23 protein-coding genes are annotated in these 25,667 nt (G+C 43.3%); 19 read left to right on the top strand and 4 right to left on the bottom strand.

The annotated features are described in order from the left end of the window. Positions 1–52: 52 nt before the first annotated feature. Together RZO55_RS20615 and RZO55_RS20610 are read right to left on the bottom strand one after the other, a co-directional pair. On the bottom strand, positions 53–2,134 hold the full coding sequence (locus RZO55_RS20615; RefSeq protein WP_318066147.1) for a methyl-accepting chemotaxis protein: 2,082 nt from the start codon (positions 2,132–2,134) through the stop codon (positions 53–55). A gap of 171 nt (positions 2,135–2,305) precedes the next feature. Beyond that, positions 2,306–3,523, bottom strand: a complete 1,218-nt coding sequence (locus RZO55_RS20610; protein WP_318066146.1) for an argininosuccinate synthase — start codon at positions 3,521–3,523, stop codon at positions 2,306–2,308. Positions 3,524–3,746: 223 nt separating this feature from the next. On the opposite strand from RZO55_RS20610, the gene argC reads away from it, so the two are divergent. Genes argC through RZO55_RS20580 form a run of 6 tightly spaced genes read left to right on the top strand, consistent with a single transcriptional unit; the run spans position 3,747 to position 9,028 of the window. Beyond that, positions 3,747–4,787, top strand: coding sequence for an N-acetyl-gamma-glutamyl-phosphate reductase (gene argC, locus RZO55_RS20605; RefSeq protein ID WP_318066145.1), 1,041 nt, complete (start codon positions 3,747–3,749; stop codon positions 4,785–4,787). Positions 4,788–4,819: 32 nt separating this feature from the next. Further along, the gene (locus RZO55_RS20600) at positions 4,820–5,266 is read left to right on the top strand and encodes a GNAT family N-acetyltransferase (protein ID WP_318066144.1); all 447 of its coding nucleotides are present in this window, start codon (positions 4,820–4,822) and stop codon (positions 5,264–5,266) included. 16 nt (positions 5,267–5,282) lie between these two features. Beyond that, a complete protein-coding gene (locus RZO55_RS20595) occupies positions 5,283–5,675 on the top strand; it encodes an ACT domain-containing protein (RefSeq protein WP_318066143.1) in 393 nt (130 codons plus the stop codon). Between the two features lies 1 nt (position 5,676). Then, the gene (gene argJ / locus RZO55_RS20590; RefSeq protein ID WP_318066142.1) at positions 5,677–6,903 is read left to right on the top strand and encodes a bifunctional glutamate N-acetyltransferase/amino-acid acetyltransferase ArgJ; all 1,227 of its coding nucleotides are present in this window, start codon (positions 5,677–5,679) and stop codon (positions 6,901–6,903) included. A 39-nt stretch (positions 6,904–6,942) separates the two neighbouring features. Further along, the gene (gene argB, locus RZO55_RS20585) at positions 6,943–7,839 is read left to right on the top strand and encodes an acetylglutamate kinase (protein WP_439100068.1); all 897 of its coding nucleotides are present in this window, start codon (positions 6,943–6,945) and stop codon (positions 7,837–7,839) included. After that, a complete protein-coding gene (locus RZO55_RS20580; protein WP_369293246.1) occupies positions 7,832–9,028 on the top strand; it encodes an aspartate aminotransferase family protein in 1,197 nt (398 codons plus the stop codon). Before argB ends, RZO55_RS20580 begins: the two co-directional genes overlap by 8 nt. 84 nt (positions 9,029–9,112) lie before the next feature. Here the strand turns inward: RZO55_RS20580 and RZO55_RS20575 are convergent, their stop codons facing one another. Next, the gene (locus tag RZO55_RS20575; protein ID WP_318066140.1) at positions 9,113–9,346 is read right to left on the bottom strand and encodes a hypothetical protein; all 234 of its coding nucleotides are present in this window, start codon (positions 9,344–9,346) and stop codon (positions 9,113–9,115) included. Positions 9,347–9,521: 175 nt separating this feature from the next. On the opposite strand from RZO55_RS20575, the gene RZO55_RS20570 reads away from it, so the two are divergent. The 11 genes from RZO55_RS20570 (at position 9,522) to RZO55_RS20520 (ending at position 21,597) form a co-directional block, all read left to right on the top strand. Next, the gene (locus RZO55_RS20570; RefSeq protein WP_318066139.1) at positions 9,522–10,430 is read left to right on the top strand and encodes an HD domain-containing protein; all 909 of its coding nucleotides are present in this window, start codon (positions 9,522–9,524) and stop codon (positions 10,428–10,430) included. Between the two features lie 108 nt (positions 10,431–10,538). Then, on the top strand, positions 10,539–11,210 hold the full coding sequence (locus RZO55_RS20565) for an AroM family protein (RefSeq protein WP_318066138.1): 672 nt from the start codon (positions 10,539–10,541) through the stop codon (positions 11,208–11,210). A 138-nt stretch (positions 11,211–11,348) separates the two neighbouring features. Further along, a complete protein-coding gene (locus RZO55_RS20560; RefSeq protein ID WP_318066137.1) occupies positions 11,349–12,518 on the top strand; it encodes a M20 metallopeptidase family protein in 1,170 nt (389 codons plus the stop codon). A 100-nt stretch (positions 12,519–12,618) separates the two neighbouring features. Continuing rightward, complete coding sequence (locus RZO55_RS20555) at positions 12,619–14,250, top strand: ABC transporter substrate-binding protein (protein ID WP_318066136.1); 1,632 nt, start codon at positions 12,619–12,621, stop codon at positions 14,248–14,250. A gap of 63 nt (positions 14,251–14,313) precedes the next feature. Continuing rightward, complete coding sequence (locus tag RZO55_RS20550) at positions 14,314–15,267, top strand: ABC transporter permease (protein ID WP_318066135.1); 954 nt, start codon at positions 14,314–14,316, stop codon at positions 15,265–15,267. Continuing rightward, positions 15,268–16,164, top strand: coding sequence for an ABC transporter permease (locus tag RZO55_RS20545; protein ID WP_318066134.1), 897 nt, complete (start codon positions 15,268–15,270; stop codon positions 16,162–16,164). It abuts the gene before it with no gap. An 8-nt stretch (positions 16,165–16,172) separates the two neighbouring features. Next, positions 16,173–17,360, top strand: a complete 1,188-nt coding sequence (locus tag RZO55_RS20540; protein WP_318066133.1) for a M20 family metallopeptidase — start codon at positions 16,173–16,175, stop codon at positions 17,358–17,360. Then, positions 17,353–18,366, top strand: a complete 1,014-nt coding sequence (locus RZO55_RS20535) for an ABC transporter ATP-binding protein (protein WP_318066132.1) — start codon at positions 17,353–17,355, stop codon at positions 18,364–18,366. Before RZO55_RS20540 ends, RZO55_RS20535 begins: the two co-directional genes overlap by 8 nt. Then, positions 18,359–19,363: an ABC transporter ATP-binding protein gene (locus tag RZO55_RS20530; protein ID WP_318066131.1), complete on the top strand. Its 1,005-nt coding sequence runs from the start codon at positions 18,359–18,361 to the stop codon at positions 19,361–19,363. The genes RZO55_RS20535 and RZO55_RS20530 overlap by 8 nt, the downstream gene beginning before the upstream one ends. 1 nt (position 19,364) lies before the next feature. Further along, on the top strand, positions 19,365–20,618 hold the full coding sequence (locus RZO55_RS20525; RefSeq protein ID WP_318066130.1) for a M20 family metallopeptidase: 1,254 nt from the start codon (positions 19,365–19,367) through the stop codon (positions 20,616–20,618). A gap of 19 nt (positions 20,619–20,637) precedes the next feature. Beyond that, a complete protein-coding gene (locus RZO55_RS20520) occupies positions 20,638–21,597 on the top strand; it encodes a DUF1177 domain-containing protein (RefSeq protein ID WP_318066129.1) in 960 nt (319 codons plus the stop codon). A 2-nt stretch (positions 21,598–21,599) separates the two neighbouring features. Here RZO55_RS20520 and RZO55_RS20515 read toward each other — a convergent pair whose 3' ends face one another. Further along, a complete protein-coding gene (locus RZO55_RS20515) occupies positions 21,600–23,234 on the bottom strand; it encodes a PucR family transcriptional regulator (protein ID WP_318066128.1) in 1,635 nt (544 codons plus the stop codon). Between the two features lie 183 nt (positions 23,235–23,417). Between RZO55_RS20515 and RZO55_RS20510 the strand changes: the two genes are divergently transcribed. Next, on the top strand, positions 23,418–24,044 hold the full coding sequence (locus RZO55_RS20510) for a cyclodeaminase/cyclohydrolase family protein (protein ID WP_318066127.1): 627 nt from the start codon (positions 23,418–23,420) through the stop codon (positions 24,042–24,044). Positions 24,045–24,756: 712 nt separating this feature from the next. Continuing rightward, entirely contained in the window at positions 24,757–25,602 is an 846-nt protein-coding gene (locus tag RZO55_RS20505) for a bifunctional 5,10-methylenetetrahydrofolate dehydrogenase/5,10-methenyltetrahydrofolate cyclohydrolase (protein WP_318066126.1), read from the top strand. The last annotated feature ends 65 nt before the right edge of the window (positions 25,603–25,667 follow it).

The raw sequence follows: 25,667 nt of genomic DNA, 5'->3' as shown, positions 1-25,667 counted from the left end.
TCTCATAAAACAGATACCGCCGGCCTGTGATAAGGCGGCGGTATCTGTTTTATTAATATTTTTCTGTTTTAACCGGGGATCCTGGTAAGTCTGTTACTTCTGCTATTACATCCGCCGGATCACTGATCTGCTTTTTTTCAGAAACATTTTCATCCATCAGCTGAATCCAGCTGATTTCATCTTTCATAGCCTGAGCCTGGGCAGCCAGTTCTTCACTTGAAGCTGAGCTTTCCTCTGCAGTAGCCGCATTGGTCTGTACTACGGACGATACCTGGGTTAACCCGGTGTTGACCTGCTGGATCGCATCTACCTGCTCTGCAGAAGCACTTCGGATCTTCTCCATAGACTCACCAAGGAAGTCTGCCTTGTCTGCAAGGCCTTTCAGTATTTCTACAGTTTCTTTTGATAAGGTTTCTCCGTTTTCCACAAGAGATGAGGAGTGTGCCAGCAGAGAAGAGGTCTCACCAGCGGCCTCCGATACCTTGACAGCCAGATTACGGACTTCATCTGCAACAACAGCGAAGCCTTTTCCGGCCTCTCCGGCCCTTGCTGCTTCAATTGCTGCGTTCAGTGCCAGAATATTGGTCTGAAATGCAATATCTTCAATCACCTTGGTGATATTTGTGATCTGCTTTGAAGCCTCTCCTATTTCAGTCATGGCCTGGTTTAAATTCTGTATGTAGGAATTTCCTTTAGCAAGCTCTATTCCGGTCTGCTTTACATATTCATTGACTGTTGATACGGTATCCACATTTTCTTCTGAATGATGAGCCACATTGGATATGGAAGCGTTTAACTCTTCTACAGTGGCAGCCTGTTCCGTTGTACCGGAAGCTAAAAGCTGCGCTCCGGAAGAGATCTGATCTGCTCCGCTTGAAATCTGGTTAATGGAGTTTCTGAAATTTCCGAAAATGGTATTTAAATTGGTAATAATTCCATTGATCGATGTCTTAAGCTGGATAAAATCTGCTTTATATTCAGATTCAATGGTCCGGGTGCAGTCACCCTTCTCTACTCCGTCTAAAATAGTCGTTGCATCATTGATGATGGAGCGAAGAGAAGATACGGTATATTTTAGGGAAGTGGAAAGTGTGCCGATCTCATCATCGCTTACATATTCAGGAACCTCGGTATGAAGATCTCCCTGAGAAAGCAGTTCCAGTCTCTCCACCATTTTTATAATGGGATTTACAATGGGGGAGGCAATTCTCATGGCAGATATTAAAGCAATAATTAAAAATGCAACAATAAAAATGATCATGATAACAATGGAGATGTAAAATCCTTGCATAAGTTCCGATGTTTTGGCTGCTACTCCCATGGACCAGCCGTCCGTATTGGGAATGGGGGCATACCCAACGGTAAGTGCATTGCTTTTATAATGAATCTCTTCAATATCCGATTTACCAGCTGTCATGTTTTTTACCATCTTAGCGGCCTCAGAAATTGAGGAATCAGTATTGGCAGCTTCGATGTAATTATACTGTTGATTCACATTATCCTGATTCTTATGAGCAACGACAGTTCCTGTTTTATCCACGATGAATCCGTAGCCTGATTTGCCAAGGGAGATGTCAGTGATCATTTTACTAAAAGAATCGCAGGAAAGCCTGGCAAATACAATACCCTTGCTTCCGTCACCTTTGATCGGAGCTGAGAGAATCATAATCATTTTTCCAGTTGTTTTGCTTAAGAGAGGTGAAGAGATATAAGTTTCTCCTCCGGTGGATTTCTGAAAATATTCCCTGTCACTGACATCGGTTCCGTCCGAAGTAATTCCCTGGGGAGTACAAACGACGATGGAATCGAATCCATTTTCCTGTGCCAGCTGGTCCAGGTCATTCTTTAGCTGTTGTGATGCACTGGAGGTGATTCTTATTCTGTTATCCTTTGAAATTGCCTGGATTTTAGTCTTATAGATGAGTATGGAATTTTCAACCGAATGGTTGTAGGCGTTGGTGTTTTCCTGAATCCTCAGATGCATGTTATTTCTGGCATCCCGATAGACAATGATTGAATTTACAGTTCCAAAAAGCAGGGTAATAATTGTTGATAAAGCAGCGATACTGATCTGAAGCTTACGTTTAATAGAGTTTTTGGTGCCGGTGTTAGGCTTTCGTTTTTTCTGTAACATTTTTTTCTCCTGGTCTGGGTTTTATTATTTTTCATCTTTTGTTAAAATTGGTTAATATGTAATCAGAGCAATTATAAAGCAAGAGGATAATACTGTCAATTGTTCTTAATAATAAAAAACAGATACCGCCGCTGGGAGACCAGCAGGCAGTACCTGTCATAGAAAAACTTTTTATTTTTTTAATTCCTGCATCTTCATGGCACGAACCTTTAACGGAAGACCGAAAAGAGTGATGAAGCCTTCTGCATCGTGATGGTCATAGAGATCACCGGTAGTAAAGGAAGCAAGAGATTCACTGTATAAGGAGTAAGGGGAAGTTGTGCCTGCTTTTATAATATTACCTTTGTAAAGCTTGAATTTTACTTCTCCGGTTACGTATTCCTGAGTAGAGGTAACGAATGCCTGAACAGCCTCACGAAGTGGTGTGAACCATTTTCCTTCGTATACGATCTGCGCGAATTTATTTCCCATGTCTTTTTTCACTTCCGTGGTTGCACGGTCTAAAACCAGCTCTTCCAGCTGCTGATGTGCCTCTAACAGAATGGTGCCGCCAGGAGTTTCATAAACGCCTCTGGATTTCATACCCACAACCCGGTTTTCAACGATATCCACGATGCCGATGCCGTGTTTTCCGCCCAGTTCATTTAATGTTGTTATAATATCGGAAACCTTCATAGCTTTTCCGTTCACGCTGACGGGAATGCCTTTTTCAAAGGTCATAGTCACGTATTCCCCTTCTTCGGGTGCCTTTTCCGGTGATACACCCAACACCAGAAGGTGATCGTAATTCGGTTCATTAGCTGGATCTTCAAGCTCTAAGCCCTCATGGCTGATGTGCCATAAGTTACGGTCACGGCTGTAGCTGTTGTCAGCAGAAAATGGAAGATCGATGCCATGCTGTTTGCAATATTCTATCTCGTCTTCGCGGGACTGCATCGTCCAGATATCGGTCATACGCCATGGTGCAATGATCTTTAAATCAGGAGCAAGAGCCTTGATGCCAAGCTCAAAACGGATCTGGTCATTCCCCTTTCCTGTAGCTCCGTGGCAGATGGCGGTAGCTCCTTCTTTCCTTGCGATCTCCACCAGTCTTTTAGCAATAGCCGGACGAGCCATGGAAGTTCCCAGCAGATATTTATTCTCATAAACTGCATTGGCCTGAACACAGGGGATAATGTAGTTGTCGCAGAAATCATCTACAAGATCTTCTATATATAATTTGGAAGCGCCGGATAATTTGGCTCTCTCCTCCAGACCATCAAGTTCATTTCCCTGGCCGCAGTCGATGCAGCAGCAGATAACTTCATAATCAAAATTTTCCTTTAACCATGGAATGATGGCAGTGGTATCAAGTCCGCCGGAATAGGCTAAAATTACTTTCTCTTTCATATATGATTCCTCCTCAATGGTTTTTGTATTTTCCTTGTTGAACTTTCATAAATATACAACAAAATCAGGAATAATGCAAGCGTAAAATGAAAAATATAAAAATATCTTGCATAATATACAAAAGAGATGTATAATTATGAAAATCCTGGGAGGAACATTAAAAGTCCGTTGAATGAAGCGGTCAGGACTGATACACAATAGAGAATAAAAAGGAGCGATGACGATGATTAAAGCAGGAATTATAGGATCAACCGGATATGCAGGCGGTGAGCTGGCAAGACTTTTACTCCAGAGAGATGACGTGGAGATCAAATGGTACGGTTCCAAAAGTTATGTGAACCAGAATTATGCTTCCATCTATCAGAATATGTTTGAAATCGTCGGCGATTCCTGCATGGATGATAATATAGAAGCATTGGCAGAAATGGTGGACGTAATTTTTACTGCAACACCTCAGGGATTTCTGGCCTCTGTCTTAAATGAACAAATATTATCAAAAACCAAAGTCATCGATTTAAGTGCAGATTACCGGATTCAGGATGTGAACGTCTATGAAGAGTGGTATCAGATTCCGCACAAATCTCCTCAATATATAAAGGAAGCGGTCTATGGTCTTCCGGAACTTAACAGAGATAAGATTAAAAAGGCAAGACTGATTGCCAATCCTGGCTGTTATCCCACCTGTTCTGAACTTTCCATTTATCCGTTAGTAAAAGAAGGGCTGATTGATCCTGATACCATTATCGTCGATGCAAAATCAGGAACTTCAGGTGCAGGAAGAGGAGCAAAGACTGACAATCTTTACTGCGAAGTGAATGAGAATATTAAAGCCTACGGGGTAGGCGTACACAGACACACTCCTGAGATTGAGGAACAACTTTCTTATGGTGCAGGAAAACCGGTTACCATTAGCTTTACCCCTCATCTGGTTCCCATGAACCGGGGCATTCTAATAACTGCCTATGCATCTTTGACCAGACAGGTTTCTTATGAGGAAGTGAAATCCGTTTATGATCATTATTATGGAAGCGAATTTTTTGTCCGTGTGCTGGATAAAGATATGACACCCCAGACGAAATGGGTGCAAGGAAGCAATTTTGTTGATGTGAATTTTAAGATTGATCCCAGAACCAACCGGATTGTAATGATGGGTGCCATGGATAATCTGGTTAAGGGAGCCGCAGGGCAGGCAGTGCAGAATATGAATATTCTTTTCGGACTGGAGGAAAACAAGGGACTGAAGCTGATTCCCATTTTTCCGTAACTATTTTAACAACGATTGATTAGGGGTAAATTATGATAATTCGAACAATGACGATAGAAGATTATAAAGATGTTTTTGCACTCTGGTCCGGAATCAGGGGATTTGGTATCCGTGCGGCAGATGACTCCGAAGAAGGAATCGGACGTTTTCTTCAAAGAAACCCGGATTTAAGCGTGGTTGCAGAAGAGAACGGAACCATAACAGGTTCAATCCTGTGCGGCCACGACGGACGAAGGGGAACCTTCTATCATGTCTGTGTGGCAGAAGAATACAGGGAGCACGGAGTCGGTCATAAAATGGTTCAGGAAGCAGTCAGCCGTTTAAGAAAAGAGGGAATTCATAAAGTGAATTTAATTGCCTTTTGCTCCAATAATTTGGGAAATCATTTCTGGAAAAAAGAAAATTTCACCTTCCGCGATGATTTGAATTATTATGATTTAACTATCAGTGAAAATAACGAAACTAAATTTATCAGTTAAAGGGGAAAGTGAGATTATGAAATTAAAACGGATCACTGCTGACTTTACTGTATGCAAATTGAAAGGACCACAAGATCTGGCAAGTCTGAACGAGAAATCAGGATTCTGGTTCATGGGAAAGACCGATGAGGAATTGTCTCTGGTATGCGAGACAAAGTCCGTTCCGGAACATACTCTGGAAAGGGAGGATGGGTTTCAGGCTTTTCGGATTGAAGGTGTTCTTGATTTTTCCCTCATTGGTATCCTTTCTAAGATATCAGCGGTACTGGCGGATCATGGAATCGGTATTTTTGCTATATCCACCTTTCAGACAGATTACATACTTGTTAAAAAAACGCAGTACGAAAATGCTTTAGAGGAGCTGTCAAAAGCAGGTTATACCATTATCGGCGACAGGGAGGAAGTGTAATATGAAACAGATAAACGGAGGAGTAACGGCAGCGAAGGGATTTAAAGCTGCATCAACTGCAGCAGGAATTAAATATAAAAACAACCGGAAAGATATGGCGATGATTTATAGTGAGGTTCCATGTAAGGCAGCAGGTACTTTTACCACGAATATCGTAAAAGCAGCCCCAGTCAAATGGGATAAAGAAATCGTGACCAGTTCGCCATTTGCCCAGGCTGTTGTAGTAAATGCAGGAATTGCTAATGCATGTACCGGAGCAGAGGGATTCTCCTACTGCAGTCAGACAGCAAAAGCAGCTTCCCAGTGTCTTTCCATTCCGGAAGATTCCGTTCTTGTAGCCTCTACTGGTGTAATCGGAATGCAGCTACCCATCGACCGCATCACACAGGGAGTAAAGACAATGGCCGTGATCCTGGACGGCAGCGGGGAAAGCGGAACCGCTGCAGCACAGGCCATCATGACAACCGATACCGTGAAGAAGGAAGTAGCAGTTCAGTTTGAAGCTGGCGGAGCTGTCATCACCATTGGAGGCATGTGCAAGGGCTCTGGAATGATTCACCCTGACATGTGCACCATGCTAAGCTTTGTTACCACAGATGCTGCGATTTCAAAGGAACTTTTACAGGAAGCATTAAGGGAAGATATCAAAGATACGTACAACATGATATCAGTAGACGGAGACACCTCTACCAACGACACCGTTCTTCTTCTGGCAAACGGGATGGCTGGAAATAAAGAGATTACGGAAAAGAATGAAGATTATCAGTTATTTATAAAGGCACTTAATTTTGTGAATGAAACTCTGGCAAAGAAGATGGCAGGGGACGGAGAAGGCTGTACGGCTTTATTTGAAGTGAAAATTATTGGCGCAGAAACAAAGTCACAGGCTGTTACATTATCAAAATCAGTCATCACTTCCAGCCTGACTAAAGCAGCCATATTCGGTCACGATGCCAACTGGGGACGAATTCTTTGTGCCATGGGATACTCGGGAGCCTCCTTTGACCCGGAAAAAGTGGATCTGTATTTTGAAAGCGCAGCAGGAAAGCTTCAGATCATAGAAAATGGTGTGGCACTTCCCTACAGTGAGGAAGAGGCTGCTAAGATTTTATCCCAGCCGGAAGTGACTGCAATTGCTGACATCAAGATGGGAGATGCTACTGCAACTGCATGGGGATGTGACCTGACCTTTGACTATGTGAAAATCAACGCAGATTACCGTTCTTAAGAATTGGGAACAGACCCTAAGAAGGAGAGGAAAAAATAAATGGTACTGGATCAGAGCATTATGCAAAAAGCCGAAGTGTTAATTGAGGCACTTCCCTATATACAGAGGTTTAACCGTAAAACTATTGTTGTAAAATACGGCGGAAGCGCTATGGTAGATGAAGAACTGAAAAAACAGGTAATCCAGGATGTTGTCCTATTAAAACTGGTAGGCTTTAAGCCCATTATTGTCCACGGCGGCGGAAAAGAGATCAGCAGATGGGTGGAGAAAACTGGCATGGAGCCACATTTTGTCAACGGCTTAAGGGTGACGGATGAAGCCACTATGGAAATTGCAGAAATGGTTTTAAACCGGGTGAACAAAAGCCTGGTTCAGCTTGTCAATGAGCTGGGGGTTAAGGCTGTGGGAATCAGCGGGAAAGATGGCATGATGCTAAAATGCCAGAAGCGCTATTCCAACGGAGAGGACATTGGTTTTGTAGGCGACATCACAAAGGTTGATACTCAGATTATTAACGATCTTCTGGAAAAGGATTTTCTCCCCATCATCTGCCCGGTAGGCTTTGATGAGGACTTTAAAACCTATAACATCAACGCAGACGACGCAGCCTGTGCAATTGCAACAGCTATGGAGGCAGAGAAACTGGCTTTTTTGACGGATGTGGAGGGCGTTTACCGGGACTTTCAGGATAAGGATTCATTAATTTCTGAGATGTCCATCGAAGATGCTCAGGAGTTTGTAAGCGGAGGAACTCTTGGAGGCGGAATGCTCCCCAAACTTCAAAACTGCATTGATGCCATGAACCATGGTGTGTCCAGAGTACATATTATGGACGGAAGAATCCCCCATTGTCTGCTGTTAGAGATTTTCACCAATAAAGGAATCGGAACTGCAATCGTCAGTCCGGGAGAGGAGCGTTTTTATCATGCTGAATAAACAGGAATATATCGATAAGGCGGAATCAGAAATTTATAAAACTTATAACCGTTTTCCAGTCGTTTTTGACCATGGGGACGGAGTAAGGCTTTATGATACGGACGGTAATGAGTACCTGGATTTTTTTGCCGGAATTGCAGTAGCTGGTCTTGGATACAATGACGCTGAGTTTAATGAGGCGGTAAAGGCTCAGGTTGATAAACTTCTTCACATTTCAAATCTCTATTATAACGCACCGTCTGTTGATGCAGCAGGACTGCTTTTAAAGGCATCTCAGATGGATAAAGTGTTTTTTACCAACAGCGGAACGGAGGCCATTGAGGGAGCTTTAAAAATAGCCAGGAGATACGCTTATAATAAAGACGGCGGTCATGACCATGAAATCGTTGCCATGAACCATTCATTTCATGGAAGAAGCCTGGGAGCTCTTTCTGTAACTGGAAATGATCATTATCAGGAGCCGTTTAAACCCTTAATTCCAGGAATTAAGTTTGCCGATTTTAATGATCTGGAAAGTGTAAAAGCTGTAGTAAATGAAAAAACCTGTGCCATTATTTTGGAAACCGTTCAGGGAGAAGGCGGGATTTATCCTGCAACCCAGGAATTTTTAACAGGCATAAGAGAAATTTGTGATAAAAATGATATTCTGTTAATTCTTGACGAGATCCAGTGCGGAATGGGGCGCACAGGCTCCATGTTTGCCTGGCAGCAATATGGTGTCAAACCCGATGTGATGACAGTTGCAAAGGCACTGGGGAACGGAGTTCCCATCGGGGCATTCCTGGCAGCCGGAAAAGCGGCTACTGCTATGGTGCCGGGGGATCATGGAACTACTTACGGAGGTAATCCATTAGTATCTGCTGCAGCTTACAAGGTTTTAGAACTGTTTGAGAAGCGGGAAATCGTAAATCATGTAAAAGAAATTGGGGATTATCTGAGCAAAAAGCTGGAAAAGCTGAAAGAAAAGTATGATATTATTACAGCAAGAAGAGGGCTGGGCCTTATTCAGGGACTGGAATTTACCGTACCGGTTTCCCCCATTGTCAGCCAGGCATTGACAGAACAGAAGCTGGTTATAATCAGTGCAGGTACCAATGTGATTCGCTTTGTTCCGCCATTGGTAATTGAAAAAGAGCACGTGGATGAAATGGTGGAAAAACTTTCTGCTGTGCTGGAACAACAAAAATAAAGACAGTAAACTGAACTATCAGAGAGCCGATAACCGTGTAACAGGTTTATCGGCTCTGAGTTTATCAGCAGCCTCTTGGTTACGTCACTTGCGGCTGGCCTTTTTAATCAGGTCCACGCCATTGTATTCCAGGCTTTCCACACTTACAGCCTTGTGCAGTATATAATGATCAAAAAAGTTTACCGTATAGTCTGTAATAATATTTCGCATCTCCATTGCATCCCTTTCACCTCTGACAGCCTCATTAAAACAGGTAAATACGATGTCGCAATAATCTAAATGAGTAACACGGTCAACGGAGTAATAATAAGTTTCCATGGTAAATGTGAATTATTATGCGTGAACTGATTCGCACTATATCATGAATTGATTCTCGCATCAAACAGCGTTAAAATACACCTAGTGAAAAAGATCATTTTTGGAACAGCAGATTTTTCTCGTTTCCGTTATAATAAAGCTACCACGTGGAAAAAAAGAAAGGAGGCAGACGAAAATGGAAGCCGAAGACAGGATTTCTATGATTGCTGTTTTTATTGATGAACACATAAAAGAGGAGTTGACCGTACTGCAGCTGTCTGCCAGGGTGGGGTATTCCCCCGGCTATTTTACCAGATGTTTCAAAAGAAAATTCGGGATTTCTCCCATGGAATATGTAAAGCAGAGAAAGCTTTTAGCAGCTGCGAAGGAGATTGCGAAAGGAAAGCGGATTCTTGATGCAGCCGTGGACTACGGCTGGGAAACCCACAGCGGATTTACCAAATCCTTCACCTCTGTGTTTGGATATTCCCCTGTTTTACTGCGGGCAATCTATGTTCGTGATGCCTCTGTGAAAGGAGAAAAACAACAAATGGAAGCATATATAAAAACAGCACAGGTATATAAAAAACCGGAGGAATTATGGCAGATTCTGTGCCTCACATTAAAAGAAAATAAAACAGAGTATAACAATAAGAAATTAAAAGAAATTTACAAACTTGCAAAAGCATTACATGAGGGAGAGAAAAGAAAAACCGGGGAGGACTATATCACTCACCCGTTAAATGTGGCAATTATCCTGGCTGATATGGGGAGTGATGAAAATACTGTCTGTGCCGGACTTCTCCATGATGTGTGGCTGGAAAAACATAAGGAAAGAATCTCCCTTGAGGCTGGATCTGTGATAAGTGGAATTCTTTTATCTTATGAAAAATTTAAACAAACGCATGAAAGCTCTGATGACAGGGGAGTTCTGGTAGCACTTTCAGACCGCCTTCACAACATGAGAACAATTGAGTTTGTGGATCCGGCAACATGGAAAAGACGGGCGGAAGAAACGATGCGGATATTTTCTCCTATTGCATCAAAATGCTCTGATTTCCGGCTTCGTTGTGAGCTTGATGAACGTTCAGTTAAATTTCTTTAAGGTTGACAGAACCGCTGAGTGCTGATAAAATCTTTAAATTAAAAAGAGTGTATATTAATTCAATTAAAATGCATAGAAAATATTACTTTTAATGGAAGGAGAAATAAGATGAAAATTGGTGCGATTACAGTGGGACAGAGTCCGAGAACAGATGTTACAGCCGATATAATGGGTATTTTTGACGGCAAAGCAGAACTTTGTGAAAAAGGAGGATTAGACGGGCTGACAAAAGAAGAAATCAGTGAATTCAAACCGGAGGAAGGCGATTACATTCTGGTATCCAGATTGAATGATGGTTCTTCCGTAACGTTTGCAGAGCGTTTTATTCTTCCCAGGCTTGAGACAGCTATTCATGAACTTGAAAAAGAGGGAGCGGAACTTATCATGATGTTTTGTACGGGCAAGTTTCCGGATACACTGAAATCTTCTATTCCCCTGATCTATCCTTGTGACATACTGGACAGAATGGTTCCCCTGTTTTCAACTAATTCCTCCATTATTGTAGTAACCCCGTCTCCTGAACAGTTAAAACAAAGTATGGACAAATGGTCGCAGATTGTAACGGATGTAAAAGTTATTTCTGCATCCCCTTACGGAGACCGGAAAGAGATTTTAAAAGCGGCAGAACAGGCAAAAGGTTTAAAAGGAGATGTAATCGTACTGGACTGCATCGGATACAGCCAGGAAATGAAAGAGATATTTGCAAGAGAAACTAAAAAACCGGTGATTTTGCCCAGGACGCTGCTTGCACGTATGATTTCGGAATTAACTGACCGTTGATTTAACCAATTGCCTGATTCCTGTGCACATTGCTTAATTTGTCTCGAAATGACTGTGCACAAAGCTATTTACAAAGGAGATTCAGCCTGTTAGTATATTCATAATAATTTATAAATATTAATCAGGAGGATTCTTATCATGAGCGATATCTTATTCAGAGCAAAGGAACTGGAATCATATGGCATTGCAATAAGACGGCAGATTCATAAGAATCCAGAGCTTGGTTTTGATCTTCCAAAGACAATCGGGCTTGTAGAAACAGAGTTGATTTCCATGGGGTATAAGCCAGTTCGCTGCGGAACAGCCGGGATCACCGTGACTGCAGGAAAGCCAGGCAGGACTTTTTTACTCCGGGCTGATATGGATGCCCTTCCCATGAAAGAAGAGACCGGCCTGGAGTTTGCATCTGAGAACGAATATATGCATGCCTGCGGGCATGATATTCATACCAGTGCCCTTCTTGTGGCAGCCCGGATCTTAAAAGAAAGAGAAGAAGAATTACAGGGAACTGTGAAGCTGATGTTTCAGCCCTGTGAAGAAGGCGTTGCAGGTGCCCTTGACATGGTGAGGGCGGGAGTGCTTGAATCTCCTTTCGTAGATGCAGCCATGGCTCTTCATGTAGTACATGGAAAATATGGATCAGTGGGATATTCATGGGGGACAGCGTGTGCTTCCAGTGATGTATTTGCCATAACTGTAAAGGGAAAGGGCGGTCACGGAGCAGCACCTCACAACTGTGTGGATCCTATCAATGCAGCAGTACATATGCATATGGCCCTTCAGGCAGTAAACAGCAGAGAGGTTCACCCCGACGAGATGCTGGTTCTCAGTATCTGCGAAATACATGGAGGAACCGCTTCCAATATATTTCCTGAGACAGTCGTGATGAAGGGAACGATCCGGACCATGAATCCGAAAGTAAGAAGTTTTGCAAAGGATCGTCTGGTACAGATTGCAAAGCAGACGGCAGCTGTATTTCGTGCTGAAGCGGAGATAGAGTTTCTCCACGAGGGTGTTCCTCCGATGAAGAATGATACTATTCTTTTACAGGAGACTACCGGTTACATTAACCGTATTTTGGGAGAAGGCACCTGTTATGAACTTCCCCGTATGACTGGATCTGAGGATTTTTCCGTGCTGTCCCAGCTGGTTCCTTCCGTGCTCTATTGGGTAGGAACCGGATCAGAAGAAGAAGGTTATCCATACGGAGTCCACGATCCGAGAGTTACATTTGATGAAAAAAGCTTACATAAAATGGCAGCCATTTATGCAGGAACTGCTATGGAATGGCTGAGAGAGCGTTCTTAAGATAAGATTCATTAATACTGGCATAATAAACGATAGTTAAAGGCGACTATGTCTTCTTTGACTGTCGTTTTATTAAAATATAAAGAAAAGAGGAAGAATTATGAAAAAGAGAATCTTAGCAGCAATGACCGCCCTGGCAGCGGCGGCTGTCTTAAGTGCATGCGGCTCTGATCAACCGGCCTCCACAGCAGCAGCGACTGAGCAGGCCAGCACAGCACAAGAGACAGCAAAAGAAGATAAGACACCTGGGGAACCGGTATCCGGAGGCGTTTTAACCATCTCCCTTTCATCCTCCCCTAAGAATCTGGATCCCGTTAAATATACGGGAACTTACGAATCCCAGATCATCGGAACTGTCTGCGATACCCTTGCAGAATACAACACAGAACTGACTGAGATCCAGCCTGGTCTTGCAAAATCCTGGAAGGTCAGTGATGATGGACTGGCTTATACCTTTACGCTCCGGGACGATGTTTATTTCCAGCCTGGCAAATTCCAGGAAGGAAGAAAGATGACAGCAGAAGATGTAAAGTACTCTCTGGAACGTTCACTTAAGCTTTCTGCCATGAACCGTCTGGACATGCTTGACCACTGTGAGGTAGTCAGTGATACAGAAGTGGTTTGTTATCTGGCAGAGCCAAATGCAGTATTCTTAACTGCACTGACTGATGCAGGAAATGTAATCGTTCCTAAAGAAGAAGTGGAAGGCTGGGGAGATGATTTTGGTACTCATCTTGTAGGTACCGGCCCATTTGCCCTTGAATCCTTCGAACTGGATCAGCAGGCTGTATTAAAACGCAACGACAAATACTGGGCTGCAAAACCTTATCTGGATGGGGTTACATTTAAGCCGGTCAGCGACGGAAATCAGGCAGTTAACGCGCTGAGGACCGGAGAAATCAATCTGGCCACCAGCTTAAGCGGAGAAGCAGTCAAAATTGCAAGAGAAGACCAGTCTGTAGAACTGATGGAGACACCTGGGCTTCATGTAGCCTACATCTATTTTAATCAGAAGAATGGTCCTACTGCTGATATCAAAGTAAGAGAAGCAATTATCAAAGCTGTCAATGTGGATGAGCTGACTGCCGGAGTATATCAGTACAATGAGGCAAAACCTGCCAGCCTTCCGCTGCCTCCTGGTTCCTGGGGATATGACTCCGGTCTTGAATCAGAAAAGCTGGCCTATGATCCGGAAGGAGCAAAGAAGCTTCTGGCAGAGGCAGGATATCCAGATGGTTTTGATTTAAATATTTATATCTCCAACACAGAAGCAAGAATAAAAATGGCAACACTGTTCCAGGCATATTTAAAACAGAATTTAAACATCAATGTAAATATAAATACCAGTGAATGGGGAACCTTCAGTGAAATTGCAGCATCTGGAAAAGCTGATGTCTTTGCAATGTCCTGGACCTGGTATCCGGATCCTTACTTCTTCCTAAACAAGCTGTTCCACTCCAGTTCCATCGGTTCTCTTGGAAACGGTCAGGGATTTGAAAATAAAGAAGTGGATCAGTACTTAGATGAAGCCCTTCTTACAACAGATCAGGCAAAACGTACAGAACTGTATAAAAAAGCCCTTGCTGTTATTGTAAAACAGTATCCGGGAATCTTTTATGCCAATGAAAATGTAAACTGGGGCGTAAGCTCTGATGTTCAGGGTCTCATACAGAGAGCAGATGGAAAGGTTAAAATCTGTACCCCTGATATCAATGTATGGTTATCAAAGTAAGAATCAGGAATGAGGGATATTGCATATGCAATATCCCCTGTTTCAAAACATGAGAGGAGATCTATGTTAAAAACAATATTAATCAGATGTCTGCAGATCCTTCCGTCTCTCTTTGTGGTTGTCACGCTGACTTTTATCCTTACCAGAATGATCCCCGGTGACCCGGCAAGAGCGGTTTTAGGACCTCAGGCATCCGTGGAGGATGTACAGAAAATGCGTGAGACCATGGGGCTTGATCAGCCTCTTGTCAGTCAGTATAAAGATTATATGATCCAGATTGCAAAGGGAGACTTCGGGGTCTCCTATTCTTACAATCAGCCGGTCCTCGGACTGATTGCAAAAAGGATTCCCAATACCCTGCTTCTGGCATTGCCGTCGGTATTCATAGCTTTGATTGCAGGATTGTTAATTGGTGTGACTTCGGCAGTGCGTCAGGGCACATTAATTGATTATGTATTCATGGTACTGGCACTGGTGGGGGTATCCATGCCTATCTTCTGGCTGGGCCTGATGCTTGTGCTGGTTTTCAGCGTACAATTAGGCTGGCTGCCTGTACTGGGAATGGGAAGCATTTCTTTGGGAATCGGAGATGTGATCCGCCATATGGTACTGCCCTGTTTTTGTCTGGCAACCATACCCACTGCAACATTTTCCCGGATTACCCGTTCCAGTATACTGGAATCCATTCATGGCGATTCCATCCGGGCTCTCAGAGCCAGGGGAATTAAGGAATCGGTTGTGATCTGGAAATATGCATTAAAAAGTGCATTACCACCTGTAATCACGGTTCTCGGACTGCAGCTGGCAGGCTGTTTTGCAGGAGCCATTCTTACAGAAACCATTTTCTCCTGGCCAGGCATGGGAACCCTGATCGTAGGGGCAATTGATAACAGAGACTATGCCCTGATACAGGGAGCTGTCCTGGTGATTGCATTGGCATTTGTAATCATTAACATGCTTGTGGATGTGGTTTATATGATAATTAATCCCAATGTCAGCTACGAAGGAGGTTTTTAAATGGCAAAGGTGCTTTACCTGGATCAGCAGTCTCAGGAAGAGATTCTGAGAAGAGAGAGAAAAGCAAATAATGCATGGAATAAACTGAAACGAAATAAGACAGCAGTACTGGGACTTGCAGCTGTTTGTTTTATGATAGCCATTGCAGTGTTTGCACCATTTATAACTGACGGAAAGCCAAATGAAATACACCCAATTGATGCTTACCTGACTTTTTTTGAAAAAGGCCATATATTTGGAACCGATGAATTGGGAAGAGATTTATTTACCAGAATCTGCTATGGAGCGAGGGTTTCTCTCTTAATTGCTGCAGGTGCTACCATAGTAGGCGGTATTGCTGGTGTTCTTTTGGGACTTCTGGCCGGATATATGGGAGGAATTGCAGATGTGGTTGTGATGCGTATTATGGATGGAGTTCTGGCATTTCCCTTCATACTGCTTTCCATTGTGCTTATGACTGTACTTGGGTCTGGAATGATCAATGTAATTCTTGCCATTGGAATTGCTGAGATTCCACGGTTTGCAAGAGTGGTCAGAGGACAGGTGCTGGTGGTGAAACGGGAAGAGTACTGCAATGCAGGTCGAGTAATCGGAATATCCCATTTCCGTATGCTGTTCCACCATATCCTTCCCAATACTATCTCCGAAGTCATCGTTTATGCGACTTTAAATATAGCCAGTGCCATTATTTCAGAATCAGCTTTAAGCTTTCTGGGACTTGGGATCGATCTGCCCACGGCTTCCTGGGGAAGCATTTTAAGAGCAGGAAGAAATTCACTGAATACGGCGCCTCATATTGCTGCAGTATCAGGGGTATTTATCCTAATAACGGTAATTGGTTTTAATCTTCTTGGCGACGGAATCCGTGATGTGCTGGATCCTAAGATGAAAAAGTAAGGAAATATATGGAAATTAACAAGATAAAAGCAATGGCAAAACAGGCAATTGAAGAAAAAACAGATAAGCTTTGGGAACTGGCTCTCTTTCTATGGAACAATCCGGAATATAATTTCAATGAATATGTCTCCAGCAAGGCGGTGAGCGGTCTGCTTGAGACCTTTGGTTTTGAAGTGGAACGTGGGATCTGCGGTCTTGATACAGCATTTTGCGGACGTTATGACAGTGGGAAGCCAGGACCTAATATTGGTTTTCTTGCTGAGTATGATGCTGTTCCAGGTATGGGTCATTCCTGCGGTCATAATCTGATGGCAGCCATGGCTGCAGGTGCCGGTGCCGGGGTAAAGTCAGTTATTGACCAGCTGGGCGGAGCCATAACGGTATACGGAACTCCCGCAGAAGAAGGCGGAGGCGGAAAAGTGATCATGCTTGAGCGCGGGGCTTTTAAGGAGCTGGACGCTGCCATGATTATACATTCTGCCAATGAGACCGTGGTCAATGACATCTCCTATTCTGTAACGGATATCACTGTCACATATCATGGAAAAAAAGCTCATGGAGCAACCTGGCCGGAGGAAGGTGTCAGTGCACTGGAACCTTTGCTTTTGCTGTTTCAGTACATGAACGGACAGAGACTGTCATGGAATGGCAGAGGTACAATTCTGGGGGTGATTACCGACGGCGGCAGGGAACCGATCACAATACCGGAATTTTCTCAGGCAAAGTTTACAGTCCGGTCCTTTGATCAGAAATTCAAAGAAAAGATATTAAAGGAATTTCTGGAAGCCGGAGAATCCATTGCCAGCATGACAAGGACAACCTTTCAGTATGAGCAGGCAGGACACACATATGAAGATATACGCAATAATCCCGGATTGGAAGCACTGCTTGAAAAGAATTTTACTGAACTTGGAGAAACGGTAATGCCTCGAAGAAAAGAGCTGGGAATCGGGTGTACAGATGTGGGTAATATCACTCACGTAATTCCTGCACTCCAGTCATACGTAAAGGTGGTGCCTGAGTTTCGGGGGCATACCAGGGAGTTTGAAGAAGCATGCAGAAGTGCTGAGGGAAAGAAAGCTGTATTAACAGGGGCGAAGGCACTGTGCCTTACCGCACTGGATCTTCTGGCATCTCCTGAGGAGATGGAGAAGGTGAAGAGAAGCTTTGAAGAAAGGAGGGAATGCTTTGAGTGAGGCATTATTAACTGTAAAGGATTTAAAAACCTATTTTTATACATCGGGCGGTGTAAGCAAGGCTGTAGATGGAGTGAGTTTTCAGATTAACCGGGGAGAGATCATGGGAATAGTGGGGGAATCAGGATCTGGCAAAAGTGTCACTTCTTCATCCATTATCCGTCTTTTACCAGCAGGCACTGGTAAAATTGTCAGCGGCAGCATTGATTTTGATGGGACAGACGTCCTGGCTCTTAATAAAAAAGAGCTTCTGTCTTTCCGTGGTAAAGATGTTTCCATGATTTTTCAAAATCCCATGACTTCCTTATCTCCCGTTTTTAAAGTTGGACACCAGATGACCGAGTTAATCCGGACACAGCAGAAGGCAGACCGGAAGAAGGCCTATCGTATGGCAGAAGAGGCATTGATAAAAGTTGGCATAACGGATGCCAGACGGCGTATGGATTCCTATCCTTACGAACTGTCAGGCGGTATGTGCCAGCGTGTTATTATTGCCATGTCTATTTTAAGCAGTCCCAAGATGATTATTGCAGATGAACCGACCACTGCCCTTGACGTAACCATTCAGGCCCAGGTGCTGGAACTGTTAAAAGAGATGCGTAAGACTTATCAGACTGCCATTCTTTTAATTACCCACAATCTGGGAGTTGTCTGGAAAATGTGTGACAGCGTCATGGTGATGTATGCCGGAAAAACAGTGGAATACACCACGTGCAGCAATTTGTATCATAACCCCCTTCACCCTTACACATGGGGGCTTCTGGATTCTATGCCAAGGCTTGGCAGTGAATCAGAAGAAGAACTGTCCACCATTCAGGGAACACCTCCTGATTTAAGGCTTACAGGAACCTGCTGTAACTTTTCCAACCGGTGCCCCTATGCCAGTGAGGTCTGCAAGAGCGTGGTGCCGGAATTAAAAGAACTGGAGCCGGGACATTTTGTCGCCTGCCACAGGCAGTGTGAAGAAGGCGGCCTTGTACGGGGAGGTGCGGAAAAACATGAGTGAAAATTCAATCATTTTAAAGATAAAAAATCTGTCTAAGGATTTTGAGGTAAAGGGCAAAGGCCTGGGAGGGAAAAAATCGGTTCTTCATGCATTAAAAGACATCAGCCTGGATATCAGAGAAGGAGAAGTTCTTGGAATTATCGGCGAATCAGGGTGTGGAAAGTCTACTCTGGGGAGATGTCTTGTTGGGCTTCATAAACCTACCGGAGGAGAAATTCTGTTTGAAGGAAAAAGCATATTAAACGTATCTTCCAGGGAACGGTTTGAGCTATGTAAAAACATTCAGATGATTTTTCAGGACCCCTACTCATCCCTGGACCCCAGACATACAGCTGCAGACTCCGTATCCGAACCAATGCTTGTCCATAAAACGGTAAAAGGCCGGCAGGAACTGGAAAGAAAAGTTTTAGAGCTGTTTCAACAGGTGGGCCTGGACATTCAGCATATGAACCGGTATCCCCACGAGTTTTCAGGCGGACAGAGACAACGGTTAAATGTGGCAAGAGCTATTTCCATTCAGCCTAAGGTGGTTGTCTGCGATGAGCCTGTATCGGCGCTTGATGTATCCATTCAGGCACAGGTAATCAATTTATTAAAAGGTCTGCAGAAAAAGTACCATCTTACCTATGTGTTTATATCACATGATTTAAGTGTGGTAAAATACGTCAGTGACCGGATTGCAATTATGTATCTGGGACAGATTGTAGAGCTGTGCAATGGGGGAGACATTTATAAAAATCCGCTTCACCCCTATACGAAGGCCCTTTTATCCGCCATTCCGCCGGAAAGCCCGGATGAGAATAAGGAGAGGATCACACTGGAGGGAGAGGTGTCAAGTCCCATCGGAGAGAGGGAAGGCTGTCCTCTGGCCGGACGGTGTCCTCAGTGTATGGAACGCTGTAAAAAAGAAGTTCCGGCGCTTTTGCAGTATGGTGAAGAGGGACATAAAGTTGCCTGCTTTCTGTATGAAAACAGGACCGCACAGGGAGGAAGATGAGATGACAAAAAAAGAGCTGGTACAGTATGTGGAGGATCATCGTGATGAGCTGATTATGCTGGTATCACAGCTGATTCAGATAAAAAGTGAAAATCCAACCGGAACGCAGAGAGATGTGGTTGATTTTGTGGAAGCATTTTTAAAAGATGCCGGTATTGAATATAAGGAAACAGGATGCAATCCGGATTATCCCTGCGTAGTGGCAGGGTACGGAAAAGATATGGGATTATCCCTGATTATAAATGGTCATGTAGATGTAGTGCCTGCGGGGGATTTAAACCAGTGGGATTTTGATCCTTTTTCCGGTGAGATAACAGATACCCAGATACTGGGGAGAGGGACCTCGGATATGAAGGCAGGGGTGGCAGGCGCATTATTTGCTCTTTCCCTTTTTGCCAGAAAGCAGGTTCCCTTAAATGGCAATATCCGTCTTCATATTGTTTCTGATGAAGAAAGCGGAGGACAGTTTGGGACCCAGTGGCTTTGTGCCAACGGTTATGGAGAGCATGCCGATGCATGCCTGGTTGCTGAGCCGACTTCCATGAATACCATAGAGATCGGGCAGAAGGGCGGCCTGCTTTTGAAGATAAAAGCTTATGGAAAATCCGCTCATGGAAGTCTGGGGGATTTTAAAGGAGAAAATGCCATATTAAAGCTTTCAAAAGTTCTTTCCCGCGTTTCCCTGCTTTCTAAGATAGAAGGGCATTTTTCAGAGCGGCAGATAAAGCCTCTGATGGACTCCAAAATGCTTGCAGAGAGAGAGAATCACATTCCTGGACTGGGCAGAGTGATTGACCATGTCAGTACCAATGTAGGACTGATTCAGGGAGGAACCAGGCACAATATGGTTCCCGACTATTGCGAAGCGACAGTCGATGTCAGGCTTCCCATCGGAGTGAACAAAGAAGAAATTGATGAGACCTTAAAACAGATACTTGAAATCAGCGGAGTCGAGGGTGTGGAGTATGAGCTTCAGTACAAGAGTGATGCCAATTTTACAGATCATGAAGCTCCCATCGTGCTGGCCTTTAAAGAAAATGCAGAACTGCTTCTTGGAAAAGAAGTGATCCCTGCATATCAGTGGGCTTCCAGCGATGCAAGGGATTACCGTAAGCTTGGTATCCCCACAATACAGTTTGGACCCTCTAATACAGTCGGAATCCACTCTTATAATGAAACAGTCCAGATCGAGGATGTGGTCACAGCAGCTAAAATCTATGTGGCAGCTATTTGTGATTTGATGGAAATTAAGTAAAGAACATGGAGGATTTATCATGCTGATGAAACAATTGATCGAGGTATTTGATCTGCTTGACAGCAGTTATGCCAGTGGAAAACAGGTGGAAAGTTATTTAAAAGGCATCCGCAGCGATGCTGATATAGAAGTTTATACTCTGGAAGGACCAAAAGGAAAAACCGATATGGTCAAAGTGAGAATTCCGGGAAGCAAAGGGAAAAGCAAAGGTATGGATGCACCCACCATCGGATTGCTGGGAAGACTTGGCGGTCTGGGAGCAAGACCGGAGCGGATCGGCTTTGTATCAGACGGAGACGGTGCTCTGATTGCAATTTCCCTGGCAGCAAAAATCTTAGATATGCAAAACAAAGGAGATTACCTGGAGGGGGATGTGTTTATATCTACACACGTTTGTCCGGATGCGCCCACCAGAGAGCATCATCCTGTGCCTTTTATGGATTCTCCTGTGAATATGGCACAGGTAAACCGGGAAGAGGTGACGAAAGAACTGGATGCCATATTATCAGTGGACACCACAAAAGGCAACCGGATCATTAACACCAGAGGCTTTGCCATCTCACCAACAGTTAAGGAAGGATACATTCTGAAAGTCTCAGAGAGTATACTGGATCTGATGCAGATGACCACTGGAAAGCAGCCTTTTGTATATGCCCTTTCCCAGCAGGATGTCACTCCTTATGGAAACGGCCTTTATCATCTAAACAGTATTCTTCAGCCGGCAACTGCCACGAAAGCACCGGTTATCGGAGTTGCTGTTACGACCGAAGCACCCGTGGCAGGCTGTGCAACCGGAGCCACACATATCACGGACTGTGAAGAAACTGCCAGATTTATGCTGGAAGTAGCTAAAGCTTATGGCCGGGGAGAGTGTACCTTCTACGATGAAACAGAATATGAGCGGATTCAGTATCTCTATGGTAACATGGAACACTTTCAGACCCTGGGAACAGGAAATGAGTGCGACGACGATGCTTAATGCTACATATACTGAATGAGCTCCCAGGCACAGATTCCAAGGTAGAGGCGGAAGATATCGTCAACTGCCGATATCTCGCAGCAAAGCAGCTTTTTAACCAGCGTCAGCCGTGAGGTGAGAGTATTCCTGTGTATAAATAATTTCTGGGCAGTATCGGTTAAATTCAAGGAGCTTTCCAGATATGTTTTAAGTGTCAAAAGGAGCTCGCTTCTGTTTTCCTGGTCATAGGATACAAGCTCCTTTACCGTATCTGCATAAATTTTATTTATCTCATAGGAACTTAGCTGTTTCAGAACATGGTAGGCATACTGTTTGGAGTATGAATTGACCAGGGAAGTTTCCGTAAACTCAGTCTGCAGATGTAAGGTCTGCAGACTTTCTTCATATGCTTTCGCAATGGAGGAACAGGATAAATGGCACCGGCTGATTCCCAGTCTGAAAAAGGAGTGATAGTCACTTAATGCTTCCATGAGCTGAGAAACCGCCTGATTAGCCAGATCAAGTGCTTTTGCATTAGAAACCTGTTTGGAATACAGGAAAAATATTACAATACGGTTATCATGGTTACATAGAAAATATTTAAAATCCAGACGAATCATCTCATGGTTGATCCCATTGTAGAGACTTCGAAACAACCGGTTTTCTTTATCCAGACATTCAAATGTAACACAGATTCTTTTTAGCTGATAAGGAAATGAGTAAGAATCGCAGATCAGCTGAATCTCTTCAACCGATTTCTTTTTCTTATCGGTAAGCATATAAAAAAAAGAATCAAAATAATTCTTTTGTGAAAATGTTCTGTTTTGGACCTGCATGGAGGACAATTCCAATGCAATTACCGAAAAGATCTGCTTTAAAATAGCTGTGGTGGTTTCATCGATATTTGTTTTCGTATGATCAATACACAAATAATGCCTGTTATCAGGAAGCAGAAAGGTCTGAAAGCTTAGGAGTGTATTATTAAAATAAAACGATCGGTTCCCGGAAGCATCTTTTTCCGTATCCTGCTGCGATACAGTATGGTTGGGCTGTGCATGAAGCTTATTGATTTTATTAAATTCCTCCTGCTGTCTGAGCGGAATATAGTAATATAACGGAAAGTCGGAGGTAGTTGTTATCATAACAATGGAGTTTGTATAACGGGATATTTCTTCCAGCATTTTCATGATTCCTTCTTTATTAAAGTATAGCTGGTGAAATTTTTCTGTTTCTCTCAGAATAAACTGCTGCAGGAAAATCTTCTGGTCAATTAAGTTCTGGTTGATTACGCTGATGATATTGGAATAGACATGATAAAATGGTACAGAGACCAGCGGAACTCCATACTTTTCAGCCTCTTTAATCAGAGAATCAGGTATCTTGTCGAAGAAGCGCTGCACTTTTATACAGAAAGCAGTGCATTCAATAGCATGGAGATCGGCAATGATCTTCTTTTGAAGGTCTACATCGTTATAGAATATATATCCGGTGGTCAGAATGATCTCATGTTTCTTAATCCATCTTACACCATCGGGATTATCCAGAACACTGATTCCACTAATCGGTTTCTGGAGGTCCTCATCCCTGCCGATGAATTCCAGGTTATCAATTGGAGTTTCACAAAGAAACCATCCAAGAGTTAAAGGCGGATACTTCATTCCATTCTCCTTTCAAAGAGTTTCAAAAGGTTACAGTCTGTTTTTTATTAACGACAATAATAACATTGATTCTCCTGTATTACAAGGTTGCGCTGTAAAAAAATGTCGAAAAAGAGCCTTGTGTTTTTTCCTTAAGGCCGATATAATGGTAAAAAATAATGCCGGAAAGAGAGGAACATATTGATGATAAAGGATCTTACAGTTTCCGCGTTCTTAGAAGAGCTGTCCTCCAAAAAGCCAACACCAGGAGGCGGAGGCGCGGCAGCTCTTGGGGGTGCCCAGGGCGTGGCATTAGGTGAGATGGTAATTAATCTGACTCTGGGGAAAAAGAAGTATGCAGATGTGGAAGATGAGATGCAGCTTCTTCTTATAAAGCTGGAGGATATAAAGAAGGAATTCTTAAGGCTGGCTGATGAGGACGCAAGGGTATTTGCACCGTTGGCGGCAGCTTATGGGCTCCCCTCCGGAACGGAAGAGGAAAAAAAGCATAAGGCGGAAGTTTTAGAGACCCATCTTCTGGCAGCCAGTCTGGTTCCTAAGGCTGTGATGGAACAGGCACTTGAGGCGATTGCAGTCATGGATATTCTTGCCCGTAAAGGAAGCCGTCTGGCTGTGAGTGATGTGGGAGTAGGCGTAACATTTCTTCGTTCTGCACTTTTAGGGGCAAAGATGAACGTTTCCATCAATACAAAATTTATGAAGCAACGGGAAATTGCAGATAAGCTGGATCAGGAAGTAGACATGCTGGCTGAGACTGGAACAAGGCTTTGCGATGAAATTTATGCAGACGTGGAAGCTGGGTTGATATAAAATGAATAGAAAGAATGCCGCAGTAAAATTCTTAAAAATGGCTTGCTGCGGCATTTTTTATAACTTGTGAGATAGTGTGATAATTCTAAAGGGAGGATAGCGTTATATGCTTGATTCATTGTTCATATATTATCAATTTAATACATATTATTGACCTAGATCCAAAGTTTTTAATAATGTCGAATAAAGATATAATACCAATAAGCGCATCCCAAAAAAAATGTTTTATAATCTTATTATGAAAGAAATATTTATAATATAGTAGAGGGTAATACACCTATTTTGATGTGCCTTACAGCGTCATTGTAAGAAAAGGTACTACATAAATATGAGTAATTAGGTGAATTGGATATCCTGAAAATATCATAGCCGATTGATAACAATGTGTTCAAAAACATGTTTTAAACTTCAGGGGGGTAAGACCGTTTTTCGTTTGGCACAGGTAAGTAAGCCAACTATAATTTCATATTTTTCAAAGATTACTATTGAGTTTATATGCTTTAACCTAGTGCTCTTTTGAATATAGAAATTCTGACTGACCAATTAAAGATGTAAAGAACTCCTAGCGGGGATGCACTTGAGGATCAAAAAGTCGATCACTAGTTTTTGAAAGCTTTGGTTCTACGGATTTTGCCTTGAAAAATTGGTTATTATATGATGTAATGGACGGGAAATACAATGAAAATGTAAGATAAAGGAGATTAGACGTAAAGTGATAACATTAAAGGGAGCAGCTGTGTCTGCAAAAATCAGAGTAGAAGTAACGGAGCTTTTACATGGGCTTTCAGGGGCAGCACCAAAACTGGCGATTGTAAGGGTAGGAGAACGGCCCGACGATATGTCATATGAGCGTGGTGCATTAAAGAAAATGGAGAACTTCGGTTTGCAGGCAGAAAGCTTTTCCTTTCCAGCAGATATTTCAGATGAAGCCTTTCAGAAGGAATTCAGAAGAATCAATGATAATCCGGAGATAGAGGGAATTCTACTCCTCCGCCCTCTGCCAAAACAGATCAATGAACGTGAAATCGAGCGTATGATTGATCCGGATAAGGATTTAGACGGAATTTCTCCTGAGAATATCGCCCGCGTATTTGCCGGAGAGGCTGAGGGCTTCGCTCCCTGTACGGCAGAAGCAGTCATAGAGGTGTTAAAAGCCAACGATATTGACATGTGCGGAAAACGGGCAGCTATTGTGGGAAGAAGTATGGTCGTGGGCCGTCCTCTTTCCATGCTTTTGCTAAAGGAGAATGCGACGGTTACCATCTGCCATACACGTACAAAGGAACTGGAAAAAACCTGCCAGGATGCGCAGATTTTAATAGCTGCTGCCGGAAAGGCCAAGATGATAGATGCCTCCTTCGTGGGAGCAGATGCAGTTGTAATTGATGTGGGAATTAATGTGGATAACGATGGAAAACTTTGCGGAGATGTGGATTTTGATTCACTGGACGGTATTGCTTCCATGGCCACTCCTGTACCAGGCGGTGTAGGGACTGTTACAACAGCCGTTCTGGCAAAGCATCTGGTGATGGCAGCCAAAAAGCACAGAAGCAGTTGATAATAAGCAAATAAGTAAAGAAAAGGCGTCAGGAACCAGGTGGTATCACATGATATCAGGCCGGT

The organism is Clostridium boliviensis, assembly GCF_033342255.1.
GTDB classification, from domain to species: Bacteria; Bacillota; Clostridia; order Lachnospirales; family Lachnospiraceae; genus Lacrimispora; species Lacrimispora boliviensis.
The sequence above is the reverse complement of the archived record's forward strand: the minus strand, read 5'-3'. Positions and strand labels throughout refer to the sequence as shown.

What these genes read in the sequence shown, in the direction of transcription:
- RZO55_RS20615 (WP_318066147.1), bottom strand. Translation starts at nt 2,134, where the DNA reads ATGTTACAGAAAAAACGAAAGCCTAACACCGGCACCAAAAACTCTATT.
- RZO55_RS20610 (WP_318066146.1), bottom strand. Translation starts at nt 3,523, where the DNA reads ATGAAAGAGAAAGTAATTTTAGCCTATTCCGGCGGACTTGATACCACT.
- argC (WP_318066145.1), top strand. Translation starts at nt 3,747, where the DNA reads ATGATTAAAGCAGGAATTATAGGATCAACCGGATATGCAGGCGGTGAG.
- RZO55_RS20600 (WP_318066144.1), top strand. Translation starts at nt 4,820, where the DNA reads ATGATAATTCGAACAATGACGATAGAAGATTATAAAGATGTTTTTGCA.
- RZO55_RS20595 (WP_318066143.1), top strand. Translation starts at nt 5,283, where the DNA reads ATGAAATTAAAACGGATCACTGCTGACTTTACTGTATGCAAATTGAAA.
- argJ (WP_318066142.1), top strand. Translation starts at nt 5,677, where the DNA reads ATGAAACAGATAAACGGAGGAGTAACGGCAGCGAAGGGATTTAAAGCT.
- argB (WP_439100068.1), top strand. Translation starts at nt 6,943, where the DNA reads ATGGTACTGGATCAGAGCATTATGCAAAAAGCCGAAGTGTTAATTGAG.
- RZO55_RS20575 (WP_318066140.1), bottom strand. Translation starts at nt 9,346, where the DNA reads ATGGAAACTTATTATTACTCCGTTGACCGTGTTACTCATTTAGATTAT.
- RZO55_RS20570 (WP_318066139.1), top strand. Translation starts at nt 9,522, where the DNA reads ATGGAAGCCGAAGACAGGATTTCTATGATTGCTGTTTTTATTGATGAA.
- RZO55_RS20565 (WP_318066138.1), top strand. Translation starts at nt 10,539, where the DNA reads ATGAAAATTGGTGCGATTACAGTGGGACAGAGTCCGAGAACAGATGTT.
- RZO55_RS20560 (WP_318066137.1), top strand. Translation starts at nt 11,349, where the DNA reads ATGAGCGATATCTTATTCAGAGCAAAGGAACTGGAATCATATGGCATT.
- RZO55_RS20555 (WP_318066136.1), top strand. Translation starts at nt 12,619, where the DNA reads ATGAAAAAGAGAATCTTAGCAGCAATGACCGCCCTGGCAGCGGCGGCT.
- RZO55_RS20550 (WP_318066135.1), top strand. Translation starts at nt 14,314, where the DNA reads ATGTTAAAAACAATATTAATCAGATGTCTGCAGATCCTTCCGTCTCTC.
- RZO55_RS20545 (WP_318066134.1), top strand. Translation starts at nt 15,268, where the DNA reads ATGGCAAAGGTGCTTTACCTGGATCAGCAGTCTCAGGAAGAGATTCTG.
- RZO55_RS20540 (WP_318066133.1), top strand. Translation starts at nt 16,173, where the DNA reads ATGGAAATTAACAAGATAAAAGCAATGGCAAAACAGGCAATTGAAGAA.
- RZO55_RS20530 (WP_318066131.1), top strand. Translation starts at nt 18,359, where the DNA reads ATGAGTGAAAATTCAATCATTTTAAAGATAAAAAATCTGTCTAAGGAT.
- RZO55_RS20525 (WP_318066130.1), top strand. Translation starts at nt 19,365, where the DNA reads ATGACAAAAAAAGAGCTGGTACAGTATGTGGAGGATCATCGTGATGAG.
- RZO55_RS20520 (WP_318066129.1), top strand. Translation starts at nt 20,638, where the DNA reads ATGCTGATGAAACAATTGATCGAGGTATTTGATCTGCTTGACAGCAGT.
- RZO55_RS20515 (WP_318066128.1), bottom strand. Translation starts at nt 23,234, where the DNA reads ATGAAGTATCCGCCTTTAACTCTTGGATGGTTTCTTTGTGAAACTCCA.
- RZO55_RS20510 (WP_318066127.1), top strand. Translation starts at nt 23,418, where the DNA reads ATGATAAAGGATCTTACAGTTTCCGCGTTCTTAGAAGAGCTGTCCTCC.